We start from the raw sequence: 23,187 nt of genomic DNA, 5'->3' as shown, positions 1-23,187 counted from the left end.
CACTGGAGAAGCCCCAATGCCCTCGATCCGTTTACCCGCCCTGCTCGCCGCCGCCTTCGCCGCCGTGCTGAGCTTCCAGACCCAAGCCGCTGCCAAAGACCACTTCAGCGTGTGCTGGACGATCTATGCCGGCTGGATGCCATGGGAGTATGCCGGCAGCCAAGGCATCCTCGACAAGTGGGCCAAGAAGTACGGCATCACCATCGACATGGTGCAACTCAATGACTATGTCGAATCGATCAACCAGTACACCGCCGGCCAGTTCGACGGCTGCACCATGACCAACATGGACGCCCTGACCATCCCCGCCGCCGGTGGCGTAGACAGCACCGCGCTGGTGATCAGCGACTTTTCCAATGGTAACGACGGCGTGGTGATCAAGGGCACCGGCAAGACCGTGGCCGACCTCAAGGGCATGAACGTCAACCTGGTGGAACTTTCGGTATCTCACTACCTGCTGGCCCGCGCACTGGAGTCGGCGGACCTCAGCGAAAAAGACCTGAAAGTGGTCAACACTTCCGACGCCGATATTGCCGCCGCCTTCAACACCGACCAGGTCCAGGCCGTCACCACCTGGAACCCGATGCTCTCGCAGATCAAGGCCAAGCCTGGCGTGAGCCAAGTGTTCGACTCCAGCAAAGTGCCCGGCGAAATCATGGACATGATGGTGGTCAACACCCAGGTCCTCAAGGACAACCCCAAGCTGGGCAAAGCACTGACCGGCGCCTGGTTTGAAGTGGTCGCCCTGATGAATGCCAAGGGCGCCGCCAGCACCGAAGCCCTGGAACATATGGCCAAGGCTTCCGGCACCGACCTTGCGGGCTTCCAGTCGCAACTGGACACCACCAAGTTGTTCGCCACGCCCAAGGAAGCCCTGGCCTTCGCTACCAGCCCACAGTTGCCCGCCACCATGGGCAAAGTCGCCGAGTTCTCGTTCAAACACGGCTTGCTGGGTGAAGGCGCCAAGGACGCCAGCGCCGTGGGCATGCGCTTCGCCAACGGCGTGACCAGCGGTGACAAAGCCAACCTCAAGCTGCAATTCGACCCCAGCTACGTGCAGATGGCCGCCGACGGCAAGCTGTAAGAGGACCTGGCCATGCGCCTGATCAACCGTGTTCCGGAGCGCTCCAGCCGCCTGCTGTTGGTCGTGCTGCCGTTCGCCCTGCTGCTGTTCGCCTACTTCGTGGGCTCGGCCGAGCGCCTGGCGGAAAACCCCAACGACAAGCTGCTGCCCGGTGCCGGGCAAATGATTGACGCAGTCAAGCGCCTGGCGTTCAACGCCGACGCCCGTACCGGTGAGTACGTGCTGTGGCAGGACAGCGCATCGAGCCTGCGCCGCCTGGCGATCGGCCTGGGCATCAGCGCCCTCGCCGGCCTGTGCCTGGGGATTGCCGCCGGCACGTTGCCGCTGTTTGGCGCGCCGTTGTCACCGTTGCTGACCGTGCTGTCGATGGTGCCGCCGCTGGCGATCCTGCCGATTCTGTTCATCGTGTTCGGGCTGGGGGAATTGTCCAAAGTGATGCTGATCGTCATCGGCGTCACCCCCTGCCTGGCCCGTGACCTGGAACAGCGCGCGCGGGAAATACCGGTGGAACTGCTGGTCAAGGCACAAACCCTCGGCGCCTCCACCTGGACCCTGATGCTGCGCGTGGTGTTGCCGCAATTGCTGCCACGCCTGCTGATCTCACTGCGACTGATGCTCGGCTCGGCGTGGCTGTTTTTGATCGCCGCTGAAGCCATCGCCTCCACGGACGGCTTGGGCTACCGGATCTTCCTGGTACGCCGCTACCTGGCGATGGACGTGATCCTGCCTTACGTGGTGTGGATCACCCTGCTCGCCTGGCTGATGGATTGGGGCCTCAAGGCCCTGACCCGGCATGCGTTCCCTTGGTACGAAGGAGCGCGCGCATGAGCTTTATCAGCGTCAACAATGTGTGGCAGCGCTACGGTGATCAAGTGGTGCTGGAAGGCTTGAACCTGCAGGTCGCCGAGGGCGAGTTCTGCACGCTGGTCGGCACTTCGGGCTGCGGCAAGTCGACGTTCCTGCGCCTGCTGCTGGGCCAGGAAACCGCGAGCAAGGGCCAGATCCTGCTGGATGGCCAACCGCTCGCCGCCGAGCCGGATGCCAGCCGTGGCGTGGTGTTCCAGCGCTACTCGGTGTTCCCGCACTTGACCGTGCTGGATAACGTCGCCCTCGGCCTGGAGCTGCCGCGTTCTCCCTTGCTGGGCCGGCTATTCGGTAAAGCCAAGAAGGACGCCCGCGAACAGGCTGCCGCGCTGTTGCAGAAGGTCGGCCTCGGCCACGCCCTGGACAAATACCCGGCGCAGCTCTCCGGCGGCATGCAACAACGCCTGGCCATCGCCCAAGCCCTGATCATGAAGCCCCGCGTATTGCTGCTGGACGAACCCTTCGGCGCCCTCGACCCGGGCATTCGCAAAGACATGCACCAGCTGCTGCTGGAACTGTGGCGCGAAACCCGGCTGACGGTGTTCATGGTCACCCATGACCTGAGCGAAGGCTTCAGCCTCGGCACGCGCCTGCTGGTGTTCGACAAGGTGCGCGTCGACCCCCACGCCCCCGGCGCCTATGGCGCGCGCATCACCTACGACATCCCTTTGAACAGCGAACGCCGCAAGGCGCTCGCCGCCGAACTTGGAGCCACTTCCAAATGACCGATTCCACCCTACTGTTCCCACCCTTCGCCGAAGAAATGCTGCCTGGCGGCGGCCACCGTTCGTTCGTGCTCAAGCGCGGCCAACTGCTGCGCCTTACCGATCTTCGCGGCGGCGCCAACGTCAGCCTGACCCTGCTCAACGCCAACGAAAAAACCGAGCGCCTGAACCTGCCCGACAGCCTCAAATGCCAACACACCGCCAAGCTCACCACCGGCCACTGCCTGTACTCGGACATGGGCCGTGTGCTGGCCGCGATCACCGCCGACACCTGCGGCTGGAGCGACAGCATCGGCGGCGTGCTGTGCGCCGCCGAAGTCGCCGAGAAGTACGGCCAGGGCCGTTATCAGGAACTGCGCAACGGCTTCTTCCGCAACGGCACCGACAACCTGTTGGTGGAATTGGGTAAATGGGGGCTGGGCCTGTCCGACCTGCTGATGACCCTCAACCTGTTCAGCAAAGTCACCGTGGACAGCGACGGTGGCCTGCACTTTGTGCCGGGCAATTCCAAGGCCGGCGACTACATCGAACTCTACGCGCCGATGGACACCCTGGTGGTGCTCACCGCGCTGCAACACCCGATGGACCCCAACCCGCAATACGCCCCGCAACCGCTGAAACTCAGCTGGATGAACGCCGACAAAAGTGTCGCCGAACACTGCCGCACTTCGCGCCCGGAAAACGAGCGTGGCTTTATCAACACCGACCGCCTGTTCGCCTGAGGAACTGTCATGTCTATCGCAATGAAACAACCTGATGCGGCGGTGTACCGCGCAACCATTCCCGCCGGCGAGCCGTGGCTGATGGAGGTCAAGGCCGGGCAGACCCTGCGCATCCTCGATCTTGAGGGCAACCAGGCGGTCGACACCTTGTTCTACAGCGTGAAAAACCCGCGTGAACGCTACGACGTACAGCGCACCTTGCGTCGGCAGAACAGCGTGTACCTGGGCACCGGCAGCGTGCTGTATTCCAACCTCGGCCAACCGATGCTGACCATCGTCGAGGACACCTGCGGGCGCCACGACACCCTCGGCGGCGCCTGCGCCCAAGAGAGCAACACCGTGCGCTACGCCCTGGAAAAACGCTACATGCACAGTTGCCGCGACAACTACCTGCGCGCCTGCGCCCACGATGGTCGCTTGGGCAAACGCGACATCGGGCCGAACATCAATTTCTTCATGAATGTGCCGGTGACGGCCGACGGCGGGCTGACCTTTGAAGACGGGATTTCCGCGCCCGGCAAGTACGTCGACCTGCGTGCGGAAATGGATGTGATCGTGCTGATTTCCAACTGCCCGCAGTTGAACAACCCGTGCAACGCCTACAACCCGACCCCGGCGGAGCTGCTGGTATGGAACTGAAACTCAAGCGCCTGCGTAAATGGTTGTTTGCCCTGTGCCAATCCCGAGCCGGGCAATGCCTGCAAAAACGCTAGAGATCCAATGTGGGAGGGAACCCTAATGCACTGTAGGAGCGAGGGGGACGCCTAGTTCTTGCTCGCGAAGAACTCACAGGCACTGCATTTATCCAGAATGCACGCGTTACCGTTGACGTTTTTCGCGAGCAAGAACTAGGCGTCCCCCTCGCTCCTACAGGCATTGGGCTTGCCCCCGATAGCGGTGGCCCCCTCCCACACTAACCACACACTGCGGACGACCGCAGTGCTCCCTCACTTTGCGGGACGGCCCGCAGGGTTTTGCCATGTTCGAAAAACTGTTGATCGCCAACCGTGGCGCCATCGCCTGCCGCATCCTGCGCACCTTGCGCGAGTTGCAAGTCAAAGGCATCGCCGTGTACGCCGAAGCCGATGCGGCGAGCCTGCATATCCAGCAAGCCGACGAGGCCTACAGCCTCGGTGAAGGCGCAGCAGCCGCAACTTACCTGGCGGTGGAAAAAATCCTCGCCACAGCGAAGGCCTGCGGCGCCACGGCGATTCATCCCGGCTACGGCTTTCTTTCCGAAAACGCAGCCTTCGCCGAGGCCTGTGAACAGGCAGGCATCGCCTTTGTCGGGCCCACGCCTGAACAGCTGCGGGTGTTCGGTCTCAAACACACCGCTCGTGCCCTGGCCAGGCAACATCAGATCCCTTTGCTGGAAGGCACCGAGTTGCTCGACAGCCTTGAAGCCGCCTTGCTGGCCGCTGACACCGTGGGCTACCCGGTGATGCTCAAAAGCACGGCCGGCGGTGGCGGCATCGGCATGCGCGTATGCCGCAGTGCGCTGGAGTTGGGCGAGTCGTTCGAGGCGGTCAAGCGCTTGGGGCAGAACAATTTCAGCGACGCGGGCGTGTTTATCGAGAAGTACATCGAGCACGCGCGCCACCTGGAAGTGCAGGTGTTCGGCGACGGCGCGGGTGAAGTGATCGCCCTCGGCGTGCGCGACTGCTCGGTGCAACGGCGCAACCAGAAGGTCCTCGAAGAAACCCCGGCGCCAAACCTGCCCGACGGCATGGCAGAGGCCCTGTGCACAGCCGCCATCACCCTGGCCAAAGCCGTGAATTACCGCAGCGCCGGCACCGTGGAATTTATCTATGACAGTGCTGACGGGCGCTTCTACTTCCTCGAAGTGAACACGCGCTTGCAGGTGGAACACGGCGTCACCGAACAGGTGTGGGGCGTGGACCTGGTGCGCTGGATGGTGCAACTGGCGGCGGGTGAAATGCCGCCGTTGCAGACGCTGGTCTTGCAACCCCAAGGCCATGCGATCCAGGCGCGCCTGTATGCCGAAGACCCAGGGCGGGATTTCCAGCCGAGCCCCGGCTTGCTGACCTGTGTGGATTTCCCGGTGGCCGAGGGCTTGCGGATCGACACCTGGGTGGAGGCCGGTTGTGAGATCCCGCCTTACTTCGACCCGATGATCGCCAAGCTCATCACCTGGGCGCCCACCCGCGAACAGGCGCGCCTGGATCTGCATCAGGCACTGAGCGATAGCCAGCTCTACGGCGTGGAAACCAACCGCGATTACCTGCGCCAGATCCTGCTCGCCGCGCCCTTCGCCAATGGCCAGCCGTGGACCCGTTGCCTGGAGGATCTGGTCTACGTGGCCAACACGGTTGAAGTCATCAGTGCAGGCACGCAAACCAGTGTGCAGGACTATCCCGGCCGCCTCGGCTACTGGGCCGTGGGCGTGCCGCCGTCGGGGCCGATGGACAGCCGCGCGCTGCGCCTGGGCAATCGCCTGCTGGGCAACGCCGAGGGGGCCGCGGCGCTGGAAATCACCATGAGCGGGCCGATATTGCGCTTCAATTGCGTGGCGGTTGTTGCGGTGACGGGAGCGCAAATCCCGCTGTTGTTGAATGATCGAGCAGTGCCAATGAACACCGCGCTGTTGATTGAGGCCGGATCGGTCCTGAGCCTGGGCACCCTCGCCGGCGCCGGTGCGCGCAGTTACCTGTGCCTGCGTGGTGGGCTGCAAGTGCCAGACTACCTGGGCAGCAAAAGCACCTTTACCCTCGGCCAGTTCGGCGGGCATGGTGGGCGCGCTTTACGGGCGGGCGATGTGTTGCATCTGTTGCCGTTGGAAGACCTGAACGCCGGGCAACAACAGGTCGCGCAAGCGCTGCCCGAGGTCCGCACGCTGCGGGTGATCTATGGCCCCCACGGCGCGCCGGAATACTTCCTGCCAGCGTACATCGACACCTTCTTCGCCACGCAGTGGGAAGTGCATTTCAACTCCAGCCGCACCGGTGTTCGGCTGATCGGGCCAAAGCCTCTTTGGGCACGTACGGATGGCGGCGAAGCGGGGCTGCATCCCTCAAACATCCATGACAACCCCTATGCCATCGGCGCGGTAGACTTCACCGGAGACATGCCGGTGATCCTGGGGCCGGATGGGCCGAGCCTGGGCGGTTTTGTGTGCCCGGTAACGGTGATCGAGGCGGACCTCTGGCAGCTCGGCCAGCTCAAGGCTGGGGACAAGATTCGTTTTGAACCGGTGGACCTCAAGACCGCCCGCGACCTTGCCCTGAAATGGGATCAAACGTGGGAGCCGGGCTTGCCCGCGACGCAGGCGACTCAGTCTCACTGTGCGATTGAATCACCGGTGGTATTGGACATCGGCCAAGCCGACACCCGCCTGGTCGCCTGCCTCGCCGGCGACACCCACCTGCTCCTGGAAATCGGCGCGCCCGAGCTGGACCTGGTGCTGCGCTTTCGCGGTCATGCGCTGATGCAAGCCTTGGAAGCCCGCGCACTGGCGGGTGTGATCGACCTGACCCCGGGCATCCGCTCGTTGCAGATCCACTACCAGCCGGAACAACTGCCCCTGGCCGACCTGCTGACACTGATCGGCCACGAATGGACCGCGGTGTGCACCCGGCAAAACCTGCAAGTGCCGTCGCGCATCGTCCACCTGCCGCTGTCCTGGGACGACCCGGCGTGCCAGCTGGCCATCGACAAATACATGACCACTGTGCGCAAGGACGCGCCCTGGTGCCCGAGCAACCTGGAGTTCATCCGCCGCATCAACGACCTGGCCAACCTCGACGAGGTGCGCCACACCGTGTTCGATGCCAGCTACCTGGTGATGGGCCTGGGCGACGTCTACCTCGGCGCGCCGGTGGCCACGCCGCTGGACCCGCGCCACCGGCTGGTGACCACCAAGTACAACCCGGCCCGCACCTGGACCGCCGAAAATTCGGTGGGCATCGGCGGCGCGTATTTGTGCGTGTACGGCATGGAAGGCCCCGGCGGTTATCAGTTTGTCGGGCGCACGTTGCAGATGTGGAACCGTTATCGCGAAGTGGCGGCGTTTGACGGCAAACCCTGGCTGCTGCGCTTCTTCGATCAAATTCGGTTCTATCCCGTGAGCGCGGATGAGCTGGTGCGGATTCGCCGGGATTTCCCCCTGGGACGCTTCGAGCTGAGTATCGAACAAAGCACGCTGAACCTGGCGGATTACCAAGCGTTTCTCGCACGGGAAGCCGCCAGCATCGGCGCGTTTCGTGAGCACCAGCAGCGCGCCTTCAATGCCGAACGCGAACGCTGGATTGCCAGCGGCCAGGCGCATTTCGACAGCGAGGAGCTCGCGGCGCCAGCGGCACAAGACACGCCGCTCAAGACCAATGAACACAGCATCGACAGCCCTATCGCCGGCAATCTCTGGCAGGTGCAGGTGAGCGTGGGCGCGCGGGTGGCGGCCGGTGATGTGTTGGTGATTCTGGAGTCGATGAAAATGGAGATCCCGGTGCTGGCGCCCTTTGCCGGAGCGGTACGGGAAATCCCGGTGCAACCGGGCAGCGGCATTGGCGCCGGGCAACGGGTCGTGGTGCTGGAACGGGACTGACCGGCGCTGTATCGTGCAGGGACTTCCGAGGCCCTGCCCCCACCGACCATGACCACGCCAACCCTTTGCCCCGCCTGTGGTGCCCGCAACGATTGCACCCTGGCCGACCCACGCACCGCCGACCAGCCTTGCTGGTGCTACAGCGTCACCATCGACCCGGCGGTGCTTGAAGCGCTGCCCGATGACGTGCGCAACCAGGCCTGCCTGTGCCCGCGCTGCGCTCAGGTGGATGAGCAGCTTCGCCATGCGCGTTGACCGTTTCCTCAGCAACCTGCCGCGTTTCAATCGCCAGCAAGTGCGCGTGTTACTGGTCGAGCGGCGGGTGACGGTAGATGGCGTGGCAGTCAGTGACCCTCACCATGAAGTACGCGAATTCAGCCGCGTGTGTGTTGACGATGAGGTGCTGCAGGCAGGCAAACCGGCGCGCTATTTCATGCTGCACAAACCCCAGGGCTGCGTCAGTGCCACCTCGGACCCGCAACACCCGACGGTCCTCGACTTGCTGGATGAACCGGACAAAAGCGAGCTTCATGTCGCCGGTCGTCTGGATTTCAACACCACCGGCCTGATGCTGATCACCAACGACGGCCAGTGGTCGCGGCGCCTGACGCAACCGCAGACCAAACTGCCCAAGGTCTATCGGGTAGAGACGGAGCAGGCCATCGGCCCCGAATACGCGGCAACCTTTGCGGCAGGCGTGTATTTCGCGTTTGAAGACCTGACGACTCAACCGGCCAAGCTGGAGCTGCTGGGGCCACGCCTGGCACGATTGAGCATCATCGAAGGCCGCTATCACCAGGTGAAGCGCATGTTCGGGCACTTCAACAACAAAGTGGTCGGCCTGCACCGTGAGCGAATGGGCCCATTGATACTGGATGCAGCCCTGGCGCCGGGCGAGTATCGGACGCTGTCCGAGGAAGAAATCCGACAGGTCTGACGACCGTTCGGCCGGTGATGGCAAAAACCCATTTGTGTGACTTGCGGCATCCCCGGTCTACTGCTTGAATCAAATCGTCAGCCAAATTATGACTGACGAGTCGCCTATAACCTCCAAGAAACACCTTGCCCCGCCCGCGCTTGACCTACGGGCCTCCCAGGCAAACAGCCCGCCATAACAACACCCGTCGGCCAGCCGTCATCGGATCGACATGGGCCCTCATCTTCCAGGCGTATGCCTACCTGTCACAAAGCTCGTGCAGAGTGATCTGTGCGCCCTACCCGCTTGCCAGGAGTCTTACGACATGAGGCCAGAAATCGCTGTGTTGGATATACAGGGTCAGTATCGGGTTTACACGGAGTTCTATCGCGCGGATGCTGCTGAAAAGACCATCATCCTGGTCAACGGCTCGATGGCCACCACGGCATCCTTCGCCCAAACCGTGAAAAGCCTGTACCCACAGTTCAATGTGGTTTTGTACGACCAGCCCTACGCCGGCCGTTCCAAAATCCATAACCGTCATGAGCAGATGCTGACGAAGGAAGTTGAAGGCCAGATCCTCCTGGAACTCATCGACCACTTCGCCGCCGAACACGTGCTGTCGTTTTCCTGGGGCGGAGCCGCCACCCTGGTCGCCCTCGCCGCCCGCCCGCGCCACGTGGAAAAGGCCGTGATCAGCTCGTTCTCGCCAGTGATCAACGCACCGATGCGCGACTACCTCGAGCGTGGCGTCGACTACCTCGGCAACCTCGACCGCGACCGCGTGGGTCACCTGGTCAACAGCACCATCGGTAAACACCTGCCGTCTCTGTTCAAGCGTTTCAACTACAAGCATGTCAGCAGCCTGGCCGAGCACGAATATGGGCAGATGCACTTTCACATCAGCCAGGTGCTGCACAGCGATCGCCTGTGCTACCTCAAGGCCGCGCGGCAAATCGACGTACCGGTGTTGTTCCTGAACGGCGAATGGGACGAATACACCAGCGCCGAGGATGCCACACAGTTCGGCCAATACGTGGCCAAGAGCAGCTTCAGCACCATCCAGGCCACCGGGCACTTCCTGGACATGGAGCACAAGGCGGCGTGCCGGGACACTCGGGAGGCGGTGGTGGGCTTCCTGAAACCTGAGCGCAAGGTCGGCCGATTGCGTTATCACCAAGGCCAGACGCAGCATGCCTTTGCTCTCTGAAATACCGTGCCGGAGCGAGCTTGCTCGCGAAGATCGCCAACGATGACGTGCGCTCCCTGGTTGAACGCGGCGCTCTTGAGTTCTTCGCGAGCAAGCTCGCTCCTACATCGGCTCCGTTCGTCGCCAGGGCAAGTGCCTGCAACTTGCACATTTTTCGAAGAAAAACTTCAAATCCAGGCGCACATCTGGTACAAAGTCAGCCGCTCTGAGCGGGTGTCGTATAATGGCATTACTCCAGCTTCCCAAGCTGATAACGAGGGTTCGATTCCCTTCACCCGCTCCACCTCTTAATTCCCGCAGCACCCCGAAATACCCCGCAAGCCTCAATCCCCCGAAAACACTAGACATCAACGTACCCCACCTAATCCCAAGCAACCCCTATATAACCCGCTTACCCTTGATTCCGTGTATGGCGAGATGTATGGTGATTCATACCTCGAACCAAACCATACAAGAATCCACAATGAAGCGATCCGATATAAAGCGCCGGCCATTGGCCGATACGGTGCTGGCTTCCCTGGAGCCAGAGGATAAGGAATACCGCGAGAACTATGGAATTGACCGGCTCTATTTCGTGGTCAGCAGCACCGGCCGTAAGCGCTGGGAGCTGAGATTCAAAAAGCCCGATGGCAAGTGGGGCTGGCACGGCCTGGGCTCTTACCCCGATGTCACCGCCAAAAAGGCCAGGGACAAAGCCCAGAAAGCCCAGCGCCTGAACGCCGAGGGCGTTGACCCGATCGCACACAAAGCGAACATCAAGGCATCCAGGGATGCGGCCGAGACCAACACGTTCAAGGCAGCCGTCGATCTGTGGCTGGAAAAGAAGATCAAGGATGGTCGGGCCGAAAAGACCCTGGCCGGAATCAATGGCGCGCTGACCAACGACATACTGCCGGCCCTCGGCAAAAAGCCCTTGAGCAAGATCACGCGGGCAGACTGCGCCAACCTGCAGGCCAGTATCGAAGGCCGTGGCGCCCACAACACTGCCGAGAAGGTCCGCGTATGGGTCAACCAGATATTCGGCCTGGCCATCGCCAGGGGCATGACCGAGAACAACCCGGCCAGCAACCTCATAGACATTGCAGAAAAGGCGCCACCGGAAACGCAGTATCCCCACCTGGTCGAGGCAGAGTTGCCGGAGTTCCTGCGCGCACTTGGACAGTCGAGCAGCGGCACCATCGTGCGCACGGCCTCATGGCTAACGCTGCTGACGGCTTCGCGCCCAGGCATGACGCGGTGGGCTGAATGGTCTGAGGTCGATCTAGAAGCGGGGCTTTGGACAGTCCCAGCGGTGAAGATGAAGATGCGACGGGATCACGTGGTGCCGCTTCCCACTCAAGCAGTGGAAATGATCAGGGATCTACAGCGGCTCACCGGACGGTCACGCTACCTGTTCCCCTCGAGCGGGGAAAAGGTGCCGGTGATATCAGACGCATCGATCAACAAGTGTTTCGCGCTGATCGGCTACAAGGGCAGGATGACAGGCCACGGCAGCAGGCACACCTGCGAGACGCTGCTATCCGAATTCGGGTGGGATGAGAACTGGCGCGACATGCACCTGGCTCATAAAAAGGCGGGACTCAAGGGCGTGTACGACAAAGCAACATACCTACCCCAGCGCAAGACGATGGTGCAGTGGTACGCCGACTACCTCGATGCGCTGCGGGACGGGATGACCAGCGAGCAGCGCGCGGCATTCAAGGCCATGGCAAACAAAGGGTAGGTCTGCGCCTTACTGCTCCCACCACTGCGAAAGCGCACCGCTCGTTGTGATGACGACCGAGCCAAAGGGCGGAACTGTCACCGTTCCTGTGCAGGCAGTAGGTCCGGTACCAGCAGCTGTTGTAGCAATGCGCATGAGCCCGGAACCGTTTATGTTTGCGTCAATTGTCGTTGACGCGCTGCCAGAGGTGGCGGTTACCGTTATTGCGAGTGGCCGTGCGGAATTGTTTCTGTATGGCGTGCCAGCAACCCTGGAACCGATAACGTTTTGCGGCGCCTGCCAGTTCCATGACGCAATTAAACTCGACATTGCGAGACCGCCAGCGCCCTGAACTCGGCTTGGGTCGGTCGCCCATGTACCCGCCGCAGCTTGTGTCAGCTCTGCAAATCCTATGACTCGATAAGGCACGTTGCTGCGAGCAGTTGCCGAGTAAATAACATTTGCCGAGGTGGATGCCGCGCTTAGCGCCGTAGTGGATATCAACCCCGTCTCATCAAGGTTTAATCCACCGGCCTGATTCACAATGGCCAGTTCTACTGTACCCGCCACATCAATCGCCAGCCCTATGAGCCGCCCCAGGACGCCATTGGCAGTACCCAGCGTGGCGCCAACTGGAACGCTTAGGAACAGGTTGTTCGGGATATCCCTGGTGTTTACCGTTCCCACCCCAAGCGTTGGGGACCGGAATGAAATGGGAGTTTTCAGGAGGCTAAAGAACAAAACGTTGGTTGCGACCGATGCCGCGAAAGGCATTATTTGTTTCTGCATCGACTGAACAGCCAATGCGGACTTTATTGCCCAATGGTGAGCAGAAAATAACCCTGCGATTACAGGGGCATCCTCTGGGTTTTCCGCCCACTTTTGCGCAAGGATGGCCGAGTCTCCGGCCGAGACAGCCGATAACGCTGCAGCATCCTTTGAGTTGCTTGCAGATAAGGCCGATGCTGCTGCGGCTTGTGCTGATGAAAGCGCCAGCGCCGGCTGTTGCTCGATCTGAGCAAGGGTAAGGGTTGATGTGATTGGGTCGCCATTTGCATCAAAGGCCAGCATCTTCAAGGAGCGGGCAGCCTTTGCTGGTAGCGGCGGTATGCCTTCTGGCTCCAGGAGACTCACCGTGAGGCCTCGGGTGTTATCACGGCTCAACTGTTTGATGGCCAGCCACAGTCGGTCATAGTCACGGTTTACGGTCTGGGCGAGAAAGTCGCCATTGATCTGGTAGTCAGCCAACCGCTGGAACGGAACAACCATCTGAAATAGAAGGTCCCCAGTGGGCGCTGGGGTGAATGTGCAAGAGCTGGTCGGATTGCCGATCCCGGTCAGGGTGAAACCAGTTGTCACCGGCACACCGTTAAGAGTGATCTGCAGATCAGCCGCATCCAGCAACAGGAAGGGGATGGGGTACACGGTGGCCACGCCATTGGCTGCGTAGCGTTTGAACGTTGGTCCGGGTTGAACTGACATGATTGGCCCCTGGTGGTGGCGGGCTAGTAGTCGACCTGCACTTCGTGCGTGCCCGCATCTGGACGCCAATTGTCACGACGGGCCTCTGTCGGTTTCCCGACTATCCGGCCAATGCGAACTGGGGTCTGGGCGATAGCGCCAGCGCCCGAGTCTATATAGTCGTCATCCTGATTGTTCACCGCTGGGTTGAAGTCGCGCATCTGGTCCCAGATCGTGTTCAGTACATCGACGTGCGCCCACAGGAATTTGGCAGACAGCGGCGATTCAAAGGCGTCAAGGATTCGCTTTTGCTTGTTGGTGCTGGAGTGTTCCTCCCCTACTCCGCACCCAGTGCCCTTCAATGCTTGCTTGAGTAGAACGGGGGCGAACCCGCCGGGGCCGTTGGTTTCGATGACCACACGCGGGATCTGGTGTTTAACCACCAGTTCACGTATCTGATGCACCTGGCCCCCAATGATTTTATCGCCGTTGAATTCCGCAATCTCCCCGGTGAGCCCCACGGCCAGGTGCCAATAGAGCTGACCCCGCGCATCGGTCAGAATCAGAGAGAAGGCAGAGGCGTCGGACTTGATCTTGCCCAGGGAGCAGTCCCAATACGCAACCGCGCCGACGATCTGCGTAGAGCCGAGGTACATGGCTGCCGCGTTGTTGGCGTAGCGCATGGTTGGCTGAACCGCGTACGGGATGATGCGCTCAGGGTCCAAGCGAACCTCCGTAACGGGCTTCGAGTGCAACTGATACTGCGAATCCCATTCGTTGATGGTGCGGGTTTTCTTGCGACGCTTCTCCAGTTCCAGCAGGTCGAAGCGATCAACCCAGGCAATACCAGCGTAACAGTCGATCAGCGTTCCCGGCGGGGAAAAGAACGCGATACCGGTTTTGGTCAGCTGGTAATCCTTGCCCAAGGCCAGGGCGCGGGCGTGCTTGCCGATCCCTGAAAACACGAATTCCGGCACGAACGGCAGATCGTAGGCCGTCAACTTGGCGTCTTCAATCCGATGCTCACGAGCAAACATGCGGATGGTCAGGCAGTCCGCGCCCAGCGCTTCCTGTTCGTCGTACAGGCTGTCATGGGTGTGCGGCGTGCCAACGAACAACAGGCGCGCACCGGGCACCATGATGTGGATCTGCTCGCCCAGTCGGTACCGCAGCTTCTCCCGCGCCTCAGGCGTGGCAATGTTCTTGGGAACTTCAACATCATCGTTCTGGCATTCGTCGGCACGCGAACTGGTGATGTTCGACATGATGCCGGATGCCTGCATGGATGGGTTTCGTTCGTCCACGGCGCCTGGCACCCACCAGAACGCAGTGTCGCCCTTCATTTTCCTGTGCGCATCCAAGGTCAGTGGGTGACGCATCAGGATTGCCTTGCTGTCGCGGCTGGTCTTGTAGGCCGTGGGGTCCGTGTCGCCTTGATGCAAAATTCGATAGGTTGGGTCCAGGTAGAACCGCCAGGCGTTGTATAGCGCCAGGATGGTGGACTTACCGAACCCTCGGAAACAGCGAAGCACCGCGTGGTCTCCACGATGCTCAAGCCAGTGGCAAGCCCGGATATGGATGTCCGGCACATCCCACTTCATGCGCTTTGCCCAAATCAGGAAGAACGCCAGAAACGAGATGTACTTAGTGGACATGCACGCCCGCCTGTGCGCGCTCCAGTAGTGCTGTGGCTTCGCGTTCGGCCTTGGCCTGCATGGCGTCGAGGTCGTCTTCAGTGGTGCCGCCTGGCAGCGTGCCGCCCTGTACGTGGCCGGTGATGCTCATAACCTTGACCAGCAGTGTCATGGTGGCAGCGGCGTTTTTCTTGCACCAGTGCCGGTCGCCTCGCTCTTCGCGGGTGAGGTCGGCCAGGGTCTTGCCGGTGCCGGGCCAGTTACCGGGATTCGCCTCATCGAGAACAACATCCGCCAGGCCTTCGGAAAGTGCTTTGAGTCGCTCAATCTGATCAGGTCGCATTATTTCGCTCCCACAGCTGCGCCAAGGTTCGGCGCGCGATCTGGTGTTGAATCGCCCGGCTCCCACCAATACGACTGATTGAATTCCTTGCGGGCCCGCTGTTTCATCCGGCGCAGGTAGCCAGGCGAGAAGTAATCCTGCAGCTGGTTGAAGATCAGGTGGTCAGTGGCGGCCTTGGTGTACCAGAGGTTGGCACCGGGCAAATGGCTCTTGGCCAGACGCACCAGCTTGCCCCCGGTTTGGTTGACCTCACCGTCTGCGGCGTTGTCCTTCAACTCGAAGATGGCTTCCAGATCGCCGGCGATGGGTCCGCCCAAGGCTGCAAGCGGCGAGCTCCCGCCCTGCGACGTGTCGGAGAACAGGAAGTCACCGTACAGGCCCATGGCGCCACCCTTGAGGAATGACGCCAGCCCAAAGCGCAAGCCGGGAACGCCCCACTTCTTATCGTCGGTGATGTCCTTCGGATCGCGGCCGGCGGCAATCTCCCCAAGCTGAATGGCCATGCCACCCAGTACGGTGGTGGACGCGACCAAGGCAGCGAGATATCCAGCCTTACCCCATCCTTCCTGGGCCATGCCGCGTGCGCCGTGGCGCATGATCATGCCGATGGAGAAACTCTTGAACTGCCAGAATGAACGCAACAGCTCGCCCTTGGCTGTGCCGCGCTCGACGCCGCCGTGCATCATCGCCTTCTCCCTGGCGCCTGGCTCAATGATTGCCATGTTGGTTTCATCCAGCACGGCCCCCAGCAGCTTGGTGGCGGCCTGATCCTTGAGGCGCTGCGGGGTTGTCTTGAGTTGCTGCGCCATCGGCACCAGATCGGCGTTGGGAATGCGGTAGATGCTGTTCGCAGTCAGCACGGTGTCTCCCACGCCGCGCCAGTCCTCGGGCTGCGCCATGCGCCACACGGACCAATCAGTTTCGGTGACGCCCTGCCCCATCAAGCGCTTGGCGTCGGCTGGATCCATTGCCGCCAAGGAATCATGGCGGCGCGACATATCACCGATGGTGTCCAGCATGGTGGCGCCGAACGCCCGCTGACTGCCGGCGGTCAAGGCATTGAGCCCGGATGCCTGCATGACCTTGCTGGCAGCGGTCTGGGAGAACTTGGCGATGCGGCCGGCCACCTGTTCATTGGTACCCAGGCCATCAGCTCCGAAGCGGTTCAGGCTGCCGATCAGTTGATTCAGGCCCAGGCCCGCGCGTTGCGCCATGCGTCGATCACCAGAACTGGCCGGGTTGAGCATGCGCAACTCATTGGCAAACACCTTCATCACCGGCATGCCGTTCATGGATGCGGTAAGGCCCAGCGTTCCCTGGTCGGTGACCGAAGTCAGGACGGCGGAACCCAGGCGGCTGGCGACGTTGAGTGCGCGGTAGGTGTCGAAACCATTGGCCAGCGCGGCAGATACCGGCGGTTCACGGGTGCCGGCCACTTCCTCAAATAGGTGCTCGATCTTCTTGCGCTGCTTGGCGGTCTTGGCCAGGTCGCCGGGTTTGGCGGTATCCATGGCTTTCTGTCCGGCGTCGAGGAAGTAGCGCATTTGATTGCTGGGGTTCGGCCCCAGCGCTTCAACCAATGCGATATCCCGAGAAGCCCGGTCAATGTGCCCAATCAGCAATTCCAACAGGTTGCGGTCCCCATAGGCCTTCTGGGCTGCGATGAAGCTTTCGGCATCCTTGTAGTGGATCTGCCGCGACTCGCTCCCACGGTTGGCACGCATGCCGTTACCGGCAGCCTGGCCGGGTTCAATCTTGTTGGCGCCACCGGTGGCCAGCGTCACCCAAGCGTGCTGTAGGAAGTCGGTCAGCTCGGCATCGTTCATCGGCGAGCCGTCTTCCTTGAGGTACTTGCCACGGTTCGCCCACTGCACATGATCGGCGACCCACTTGGCCTGGTCCTTGGCCACCTTTACCTGGGAGTGGTCGCGCGGCATGGACCAGTCATCCAGGAAGCCAACGTCACCGCCAGCGCGGTTGAAGCGCTGGCGCAGCTGCTCGGCGGTGTCCTTGAACTGCTTGGCGGCCGTCTTGGCCACGGTGCTGCCGGAGTCCTCGCCGTGCAGCTCACGCACCAGGGCCAGGTTGCCGGCCTCATCTTGGAATAGACCCAGGAACTTGCCCTTGGTCTGGTCGATCACGTCGAGCATGCGGCTCAACGAGTCGTCACGGATCGCCCGAGTGGATGACTCAATGGACAGAATCCCGCTCTTGCCGTCGGCGGAAAACGCCAACATCCGGTCGAGCCCTTCAAGTGGGCGTTCCGGGAAGCGCTGCATGTAACTGGCGATGCGGTCGTGAGCCAGGATGGTCAGGGCCACGCGCTTTTTCTTGAGGTTCGCCTCTTCCACCAGGTCCTTGGCGGACTTGGCAGCGGCTTCGTTGAGCCGATCGGCAGCGGTTTTGGATTGCCAGGTGGGGTCGGTCTGCGCCAATTGCTTCATGTTGCGGCGCACGCGGTTCTCGATGCCCTGGATTTCCTGCTGGTTGAGAGAGCGGCCTATGGCCTGGGTGACGGCTTGAATGCATTCGGGGCGCATGGGCTTGCTCCTGTTTGAATGGGAGCAAGCCTATGGGGTGGGGATAGACGGTTTCCCGACTATTTGTTACTCGGCTACGCAGCCGTTACCGCGCGATGACCATCCGACAATCTTGGCATCCTTCACCTCTACAACGGTGGCGCAGGCATATTCTATGCCCTGCGCTGGTACTCCGTGATTCACAGTGGTAAATGCTGCGTTGCCGGTGTACGTGGTGTTTGCCGTGGTTGGCGTGCCTGGCAGCACCAGGGCATTGCTGAACGAGTATTGCAGGAACTTGCTGCCGCCGGATTCGTAAACGCTCTCGGGCGGACCCCACTTGCGAATCATCTTGGCTTCATCCTGGCCGACCCACGTATCCATATTGGCCTTGTACTTCGCCTCAGAGGCGCAACCGCCCAGCAATGCCAGGGCGGCCAGCAGCAGTATCTGTTTCATCCGTGTATTCCCGATGCACCAATGTTTGCGCATATTCCCACATCACCCCCGTTGCAGGAAGCAAGTGGCGGCAGCGGCAAAACCCTTGGCGTCCTGGGTGGCCTTGGCGATATCGGCGTCAGCACTGGCCAGCAGCTCACGGGCGGAAACGGTGATGGGGTTGCCGTCTTCGTCCAGGGCGCCAGTGGCAATGCGCACATCTTCGGTGCGGGCCAGGATCTCGTCGGCAACCTGCAACACCGGATCAGATGCTTCACCGCCACCCTTTCCGGCGTCATTTACCACGCCAGCCCCCGGTTTATCTGGGGTGGTAACTTTCGCCCCCCCTGATTCACCGCCGGGCTTACCAGTCGCTGCCGGCGTCGTTTCCGGTTTTCCGACATTTTTTGAGGCGCCAATATCCAGCGGCTTAGCCTGTAACGTCGGGTCGGCTCGCTCTATATCGTCAAGGATGCGGGTGATTTCCTGGCGGGCGATCTGCGCCATGGTCAACTTTGTGTTGGCCTCGGCCACGCCAGCGGACAGCGGATTCTTGTCGAAGCCCTTCACAATGGCGTCAGCGCGCTGGGTTACCCGGTCGCTGAAGCGCTGCGGAACTTCACCACGGTCCATGGCGTTCAGGTCCGCACGGGCTTGCTCGGCACTGCGGTTGCCGCCCAGCGCTTCATTTAGCGACGTCTGCCGGTCGGTCAGGTCCAGGCGCTCGGCGTCGATGGCTTTGCGCGCTGACTGCTCGGCCTGCTTGCGGGTCTGCCCTTGCTGCTGAAACTCTTTCGCTCGAGCGCGGAACGTGTCGTCCAGACCTTCAAGGCTGCGGGCTACAGAAGACAGCTCGGTTTTAACGTCCTTCACGTTCGGCAAGATGCCGGCGGCTTCCTGCTCCAGCTCAATGCGCAAATTCGGCTCCAGATCCTGCCGCGCGCTGGCCAACGCTGCATCCTTGCTGGGCGCCATGACCGGACCGTCATCGGCCGCACGCATGAACTGGGCGCTGTGGATGCTGTCGGGCAGCACAACCGGCTCTCCGCGCTGCAACTGGTTGATCACCGTGCGGATTGCATCTTGATGTGCCATGGCCGACGGCGGATCAATAGGCGCGCCCGGTGCGGTATCGACGTCGGCGTGCTGATTGGTGCGCTCGGTCAGAGCAGCATCGACCTGGCGGGTGGTCGGGCGGCGAAAGTTCGTGCGCCCGATACCGAAGAACGCCAGCCCCATGATGGCGTCAGTAGCCAGCGCGGTGCCGTCCATGACTTTGTATTGGGCAGCCTGACCGTGATATCCGTTGCTCTCCAGGAGCTTGGCAGTGGCTCCACGCCCAGCCATGCCCAGACTTACGTTTGCGCCAAGGGCGATAGAGACATCACCGAGCAGTGGCTTGACGAATTTGGCCGCCGGCAGAACGGCGCCTACGCCCATCGTGGCGGCATCGATCAGTCCCTTTTGCGTGGCGGTGGATTCGTCTAGGCCCTCTGCTACCCCCACCTGCTTGCTGGAGAATCCAGCGGGCGCACCAGCGGCGACAGCGGCGCCGACCGGACCAGCAGCAACGGCACCGGCAACGGTGCGCGGCAGTACGGCAGCGGCTTCGCCCAGGATCTGGCCGACGAGACCAACCTCTGTTGGGTCGGGGCGCAGATCCATGACTGACTTGGCTGTTGCCTCGCCGATGTCGCGGGCCTGGGTTTCCCGAAACTGTTGCTGATCGGCCAGCTGCCCGTCATCGGGCGCATAAGACGAGCCAATGGCCAGGTCCGACTCAACGGCCAGGCTACCCAGCTGCAGGGCGGTGGACTGGATTGTACGCCCGCCCTCAATGGCGCCACGCAGCAGGTTAGGCCCTATGGTGCTGAGCGCGCCGGTGAATGCACCAGGCGCCAGCTTATCGGCCGTACGACCCAGACGGTCATCCTGACTACGCGCCTCGCTGTCTTCGATCATTCCATCTAGCCAGCTCATTTGACGATCACCATGATAGGTTTCTGGGTGTCCGGATCGATCTGCACCCGGCCGGCGTTCAGCAGGTAATAGGAACCTTCCTTGCCTGGCACTGGCATCAACGGCATGTCCTCCAGTTGGCTGACTGGGATCTTGCTAGCTTTGGCCATGCCCTCGATCTGCGTGTCTACGGACTTGTTGAAGTCATCGTCGCCCATCCCGTAAGGCTTGATCACCTTGGCGCCGGCCCGTTCAGCAACACCACCGGTTGCCATGTCGAACGCAGCCGTGGCGGTCTTTTTGTCCAGGTCGTCACCCTCGTCGTACTTCAAGCCCTTCGCCGCTGCAGTGCCCGCGTACAGGGATTTAAATGCCAGATAGGCCTGCTCGCGCTGCGGTGTACCTGGTGTGAGTGATGCGCCGGCGTGCTCGTCGAAGGCATCCCGGAAAAACTTGTCTTTGGGCATTGGCACCGATTTGTCGGCCAGCACCTTGGCGCCGGACAACAGCGTGCGCGGTACGTCGGTGCCGTCGGCGCCCTTGAGTCCACGGAACTGCGCCATGCCCGCAAGCGTGGCAATTGGGTCATCACCGACTATCGGCTTGAGAGCAGCAGCAAAGGCGGCGCCCGATGGCGATGATCCGGCAATGGCACCGAATACCTGCAGCTTGGTGCTGTCGTCTGCCTGTTTGACCATGGCCGACAGCATCACCTGCTCTTCTGGCTTCCATGGGTTACGGCTCACATCGGGACCATAGGCCTTACGCACGGAGTCGACCACGTCGAATCGCTCGGCGATCTGCTCGCCCAGCTTCTGCTGACCCTCTGGCGTAGTTACGCCCGAAATATCTAAAGGCGCCACATCGGCGCCGGTTCGCATTGCGTTGAAGGTCAGCGGGTTGTCGCGCATCAACTTGGCGTTGTTGTCCAGGGCAGTCTGCAAGCGCGTCAGGTTGGCTTGTTGGGCAACGCTGCCGCCATTCGCCTGCATCTTCTGGCGTTGCTGATCGATGTACTGCTGGGCAACTGCAGGCGGTTGACGCAACAGGCCCTGCACCTCCGTCATCTCCTGCATGCGGGTATTGAACTCGCCGGCGGCGGACGTGCCGGCCAGCGCGGATTTCCACCTTTGCTGATCTGCTGGCGTTGGGGGCACGCCGGTTGCGGCCTGCCTGTCCATTTGTGTGAGGATGCGTTCAGCTTTTACTTCCCGCATTTCAGCCTGGCGCTGCTGGTGTTCCTTCACTTGGAAGATTCGACCGCTCACAGTGTTGAGCAATTGGTTGCGCTTCTCCGGGTCCAGCTTGTGTGCGTAGAAACCGTCCTCGGCGGTCAGGTCGTGTTCGACCTTTTGCAGGCTGCCCAAGCTTTCCCGCGATTCGATAACGCGCTGTGTGGCGTGCGTGGTCCAGTTGTTGTCCTTGAACTGCTGCTTTTTGCTGGCCCAGGCTTCACCAAATGCCAGGTGGCCGGCGGTGTCCACGTCCTCGGCGTCCATGCGCTTGTTGATCAGCTCGACATCAGCACCAGGCATTGCAGCGTCTTTACCCAGCATATCCATGCGGGATGAGAGGTCGCTCTGGGCTGAAAGGATCCTGCCCTTTGCTACTGACGCCTCGATGTTGGCCAGGCCGCCCAACTGGATACGCTTGAGCGAGTTACCGATTTCGCCTTGCTGGGCAGCGTCGAGACCGGGCGTGTCTATGGGCTCGAGCTTCGACACAGCCGCGTTGTAGGCTTCTGGCGCCTTGTCATAGGACAGCTTGCCCACGCGGATCTGTTCGTCTAGGTCCGTGGCAATGGTCTTGATCTGCGATTCACGATCGATCAGCGCATTACTGGCCTTGACCCTGGCCAAGGCCTGCTCTTCCTTGTTGCGCTGATCCATGATGTTCAGGCCGACGTTTTGCAGCGTTCCGGCGACCTGCTGATTGGCGCGATTCTGGGTGTTCGGGTCAGCGGCGATGACGCGGTTTTGGGCAACTTCAGTTTGGACGTTTGCCTGGCCGAATCTACCAAGAGGGATCTGTGCCATTAGGAGTTCCTCACCCATGCCGCGTTGGTATTAAGCCCCTGATCTTGGCCCTGCATATTTCGCCCAGCTGCCGATGCCTTCCACCCCGAATAGATCTGGGCGCCGCCCTGCATCACAGAACTTACCGACTGAGCATTTGCGGTGGACCTGGCCTGCGCGCCGCTGAGCCGCATGTTGCTGGAGTCCGCATAGCCACGGGCTTTTTGGTTTTGCCCGTTGAAGATGGTCAACACCGCGTCTTCCTCGGCATTGCCGATGATTTCCTCGTTGATGTTGATCGCGGAGCCTTCGCCGGTCTCCACGCCGGAGCCTGCCAGCGCGGCATTGGCCTCGCTCGCCTGGTTACGGGCAAGGCGCCGGATTCGGTCAGCCTGCACCGTAGCAGCGCTTGCAGCCGCATCAGCGTCAAGCTGGGACTGTTTGGCCTGGGCGTCGGCGGTCTCCTGAGCCTGCTTGCCCGCTTGCTGGGAGGAATAAACGGAATACGCCGTGCCCGCGACAGCAGCCGCGGCAGCGATGTATCCACCATATGCAGCCATAAACGCAGCGCCGGCGGCCATTATTTGATCTCCATTTGAAAGAGGGGCGCGAACACTTCGAACCCCAATGATCGATACAGATTCGATGTGCCTTCGACGTTGAGCTTGGTGCCGATACCCAACTGCACATGGCGGGCGCCACGGATGCGAGCCCACTCGACAAAGGCCAAGATCAGCCGGCGTGCCGTAAACCCGCTACGGCGTGATGGCTCGATAAATACCGAGTAGTCGTAGGCGATGGTTTCTTCGCTGAACCATTGATCAACGATGCCGCCGGCCATACCGCCGACAATGTCTCCATTGATCTCGGCCACGAACACCACACCGTTGTGCCCGTTGATCAGTTCATGCAGAAACGCCGCCGACTTCTCGGGGGAGAACGCGAGTTCGGAATAGCTGCTGATGTCGTGCAGCATGGTGCCCAGCTCGATCAGCCGGGGTACGTCGGAGTGCTTCGCGGCTCTGATCATGTCG

The 23,187-nt window shown here is 61.4% G+C and carries 19 protein-coding genes and 1 tRNA gene; 11 read left to right on the top strand and 9 right to left on the bottom strand.

The genetic code is table 11. From position 1 onward, the window contains the following. The first annotated feature begins 16 nt into the window (after window positions 1–16). The 11 genes from AC1Q6I_RS05970 (at window position 17) to AC1Q6I_RS05920 (ending at window position 11,805) form a co-directional block, all read left to right on the top strand. The gene (locus AC1Q6I_RS05970; RefSeq protein WP_069075470.1) at window positions 17–1,084 is read left to right on the top strand and encodes a putative urea ABC transporter substrate-binding protein; all 1,068 of its coding nucleotides are present in this window, start codon (window positions 17–19) and stop codon (window positions 1,082–1,084) included. A 12-nt stretch (window positions 1,085–1,096) separates the two neighbouring features. Next, window positions 1,097–1,912: an ABC transporter permease gene (locus tag AC1Q6I_RS05965; protein ID WP_069075471.1), complete on the top strand. Its 816-nt coding sequence runs from the start codon at window positions 1,097–1,099 to the stop codon at window positions 1,910–1,912. Further along, window positions 1,909–2,673 (top strand): ABC transporter ATP-binding protein, encoded by a 765-nt coding sequence (locus AC1Q6I_RS05960; RefSeq protein ID WP_024073973.1) that lies wholly within the window; start codon window positions 1,909–1,911, stop codon window positions 2,671–2,673. The genes AC1Q6I_RS05965 and AC1Q6I_RS05960 overlap by 4 nt, the downstream gene beginning before the upstream one ends. Beyond that, on the top strand, window positions 2,670–3,395 hold the full coding sequence (locus AC1Q6I_RS05955; RefSeq protein WP_024073972.1) for an urea amidolyase associated protein UAAP1: 726 nt from the start codon (window positions 2,670–2,672) through the stop codon (window positions 3,393–3,395). Before AC1Q6I_RS05960 ends, AC1Q6I_RS05955 begins: the two co-directional genes overlap by 4 nt. Window positions 3,396–3,404: 9 nt before the next feature. Further along, entirely contained in the window at window positions 3,405–4,034 is a 630-nt protein-coding gene (locus tag AC1Q6I_RS05950; RefSeq protein ID WP_102623407.1) for an urea amidolyase associated protein UAAP2, read from the top strand. 340 nt (window positions 4,035–4,374) lie between these two features. Further along, window positions 4,375–7,956, top strand: coding sequence for an urea carboxylase (uca, locus tag AC1Q6I_RS05945; protein WP_102623408.1), 3,582 nt, complete (start codon window positions 4,375–4,377; stop codon window positions 7,954–7,956). Window positions 7,957–8,004: 48 nt separating this feature from the next. Beyond that, the gene (locus AC1Q6I_RS05940) at window positions 8,005–8,211 is read left to right on the top strand and encodes a cysteine-rich CWC family protein (protein ID WP_024073968.1); all 207 of its coding nucleotides are present in this window, start codon (window positions 8,005–8,007) and stop codon (window positions 8,209–8,211) included. Beyond that, window positions 8,201–8,893: a 16S rRNA pseudouridine(516) synthase gene (locus tag AC1Q6I_RS05935; RefSeq protein ID WP_102623409.1), complete on the top strand. Its 693-nt coding sequence runs from the start codon at window positions 8,201–8,203 to the stop codon at window positions 8,891–8,893. The genes AC1Q6I_RS05940 and AC1Q6I_RS05935 overlap by 11 nt, the downstream gene beginning before the upstream one ends. A 304-nt stretch (window positions 8,894–9,197) precedes the next feature. Continuing rightward, window positions 9,198–10,082 carry an alpha/beta fold hydrolase gene (locus AC1Q6I_RS05930; protein ID WP_102623410.1) on the top strand — a complete coding sequence of 295 codons (885 nt, stop codon included), beginning with the start codon at window positions 9,198–9,200 and terminating at the stop codon, window positions 10,080–10,082. A 209-nt stretch (window positions 10,083–10,291) separates the two neighbouring features. After that, a tRNA-Gly gene (locus AC1Q6I_RS05925) sits at window positions 10,292–10,365 on the top strand. 180 nt (window positions 10,366–10,545) lie between these two features. Continuing rightward, complete coding sequence (locus tag AC1Q6I_RS05920) at window positions 10,546–11,805, top strand: tyrosine-type recombinase/integrase (RefSeq protein ID WP_102623503.1); 1,260 nt, start codon at window positions 10,546–10,548, stop codon at window positions 11,803–11,805. 9 nt (window positions 11,806–11,814) lie between these two features. On the opposite strand, the gene AC1Q6I_RS05915 is transcribed toward AC1Q6I_RS05920, so the two are convergent. The 9 genes from AC1Q6I_RS05915 to AC1Q6I_RS05875 all read right to left on the bottom strand — a co-directional run bounded on the left by AC1Q6I_RS05915 (window position 11,815) and on the right by AC1Q6I_RS05875 (window position 23,183). Continuing rightward, window positions 11,815–13,266: a hypothetical protein gene (locus AC1Q6I_RS05915; RefSeq protein WP_102623412.1), complete on the bottom strand. Its 1,452-nt coding sequence runs from the start codon at window positions 13,264–13,266 to the stop codon at window positions 11,815–11,817. A gap of 23 nt (window positions 13,267–13,289) precedes the next feature. After that, entirely contained in the window at window positions 13,290–14,900 is a 1,611-nt protein-coding gene (terL, locus tag AC1Q6I_RS05910; protein WP_102623413.1) for a phage terminase large subunit, read from the bottom strand. Then, complete coding sequence (locus AC1Q6I_RS05905; RefSeq protein ID WP_102623414.1) at window positions 14,890–15,222, bottom strand: hypothetical protein; 333 nt, start codon at window positions 15,220–15,222, stop codon at window positions 14,890–14,892. Before AC1Q6I_RS05905 ends, terL begins: the two co-directional genes overlap by 11 nt. Continuing rightward, the gene (locus AC1Q6I_RS05900) at window positions 15,222–17,762 is read right to left on the bottom strand and encodes a hypothetical protein (protein ID WP_102623415.1); all 2,541 of its coding nucleotides are present in this window, start codon (window positions 17,760–17,762) and stop codon (window positions 15,222–15,224) included. Before AC1Q6I_RS05900 ends, AC1Q6I_RS05905 begins: the two co-directional genes overlap by 1 nt. Before the next feature lie 66 nt (window positions 17,763–17,828). Beyond that, the gene (locus tag AC1Q6I_RS05895; RefSeq protein WP_102623416.1) at window positions 17,829–18,200 is read right to left on the bottom strand and encodes a hypothetical protein; all 372 of its coding nucleotides are present in this window, start codon (window positions 18,198–18,200) and stop codon (window positions 17,829–17,831) included. Window positions 18,201–18,242: 42 nt separating this feature from the next. Then, entirely contained in the window at window positions 18,243–20,159 is a 1,917-nt protein-coding gene (locus AC1Q6I_RS05890; protein ID WP_146015738.1) for a coiled-coil domain-containing protein, read from the bottom strand. Next, window positions 20,156–22,174 carry a hypothetical protein gene (locus tag AC1Q6I_RS05885; RefSeq protein WP_102623418.1) on the bottom strand — a complete coding sequence of 673 codons (2,019 nt, stop codon included), beginning with the start codon at window positions 22,172–22,174 and terminating at the stop codon, window positions 20,156–20,158. Before AC1Q6I_RS05885 ends, AC1Q6I_RS05890 begins: the two co-directional genes overlap by 4 nt. After that, window positions 22,174–22,734, bottom strand: coding sequence for a hypothetical protein (locus AC1Q6I_RS05880; RefSeq protein WP_256581200.1), 561 nt, complete (start codon window positions 22,732–22,734; stop codon window positions 22,174–22,176). The genes AC1Q6I_RS05885 and AC1Q6I_RS05880 overlap by 1 nt, the downstream gene beginning before the upstream one ends. Next, complete coding sequence (locus AC1Q6I_RS05875; protein WP_025859045.1) at window positions 22,734–23,183, bottom strand: GNAT family N-acetyltransferase; 450 nt, start codon at window positions 23,181–23,183, stop codon at window positions 22,734–22,736. The genes AC1Q6I_RS05880 and AC1Q6I_RS05875 overlap by 1 nt, the downstream gene beginning before the upstream one ends. Between the last annotated feature and the right edge of the window lie 4 nt (window positions 23,184–23,187).

Source organism: Pseudomonas sp. MPR-R2A5 (assembly GCF_058793055.1).
The sequence above is the reverse complement of the archived record's forward strand: the minus strand, read 5'-3'. Positions and strand labels throughout refer to the sequence as shown.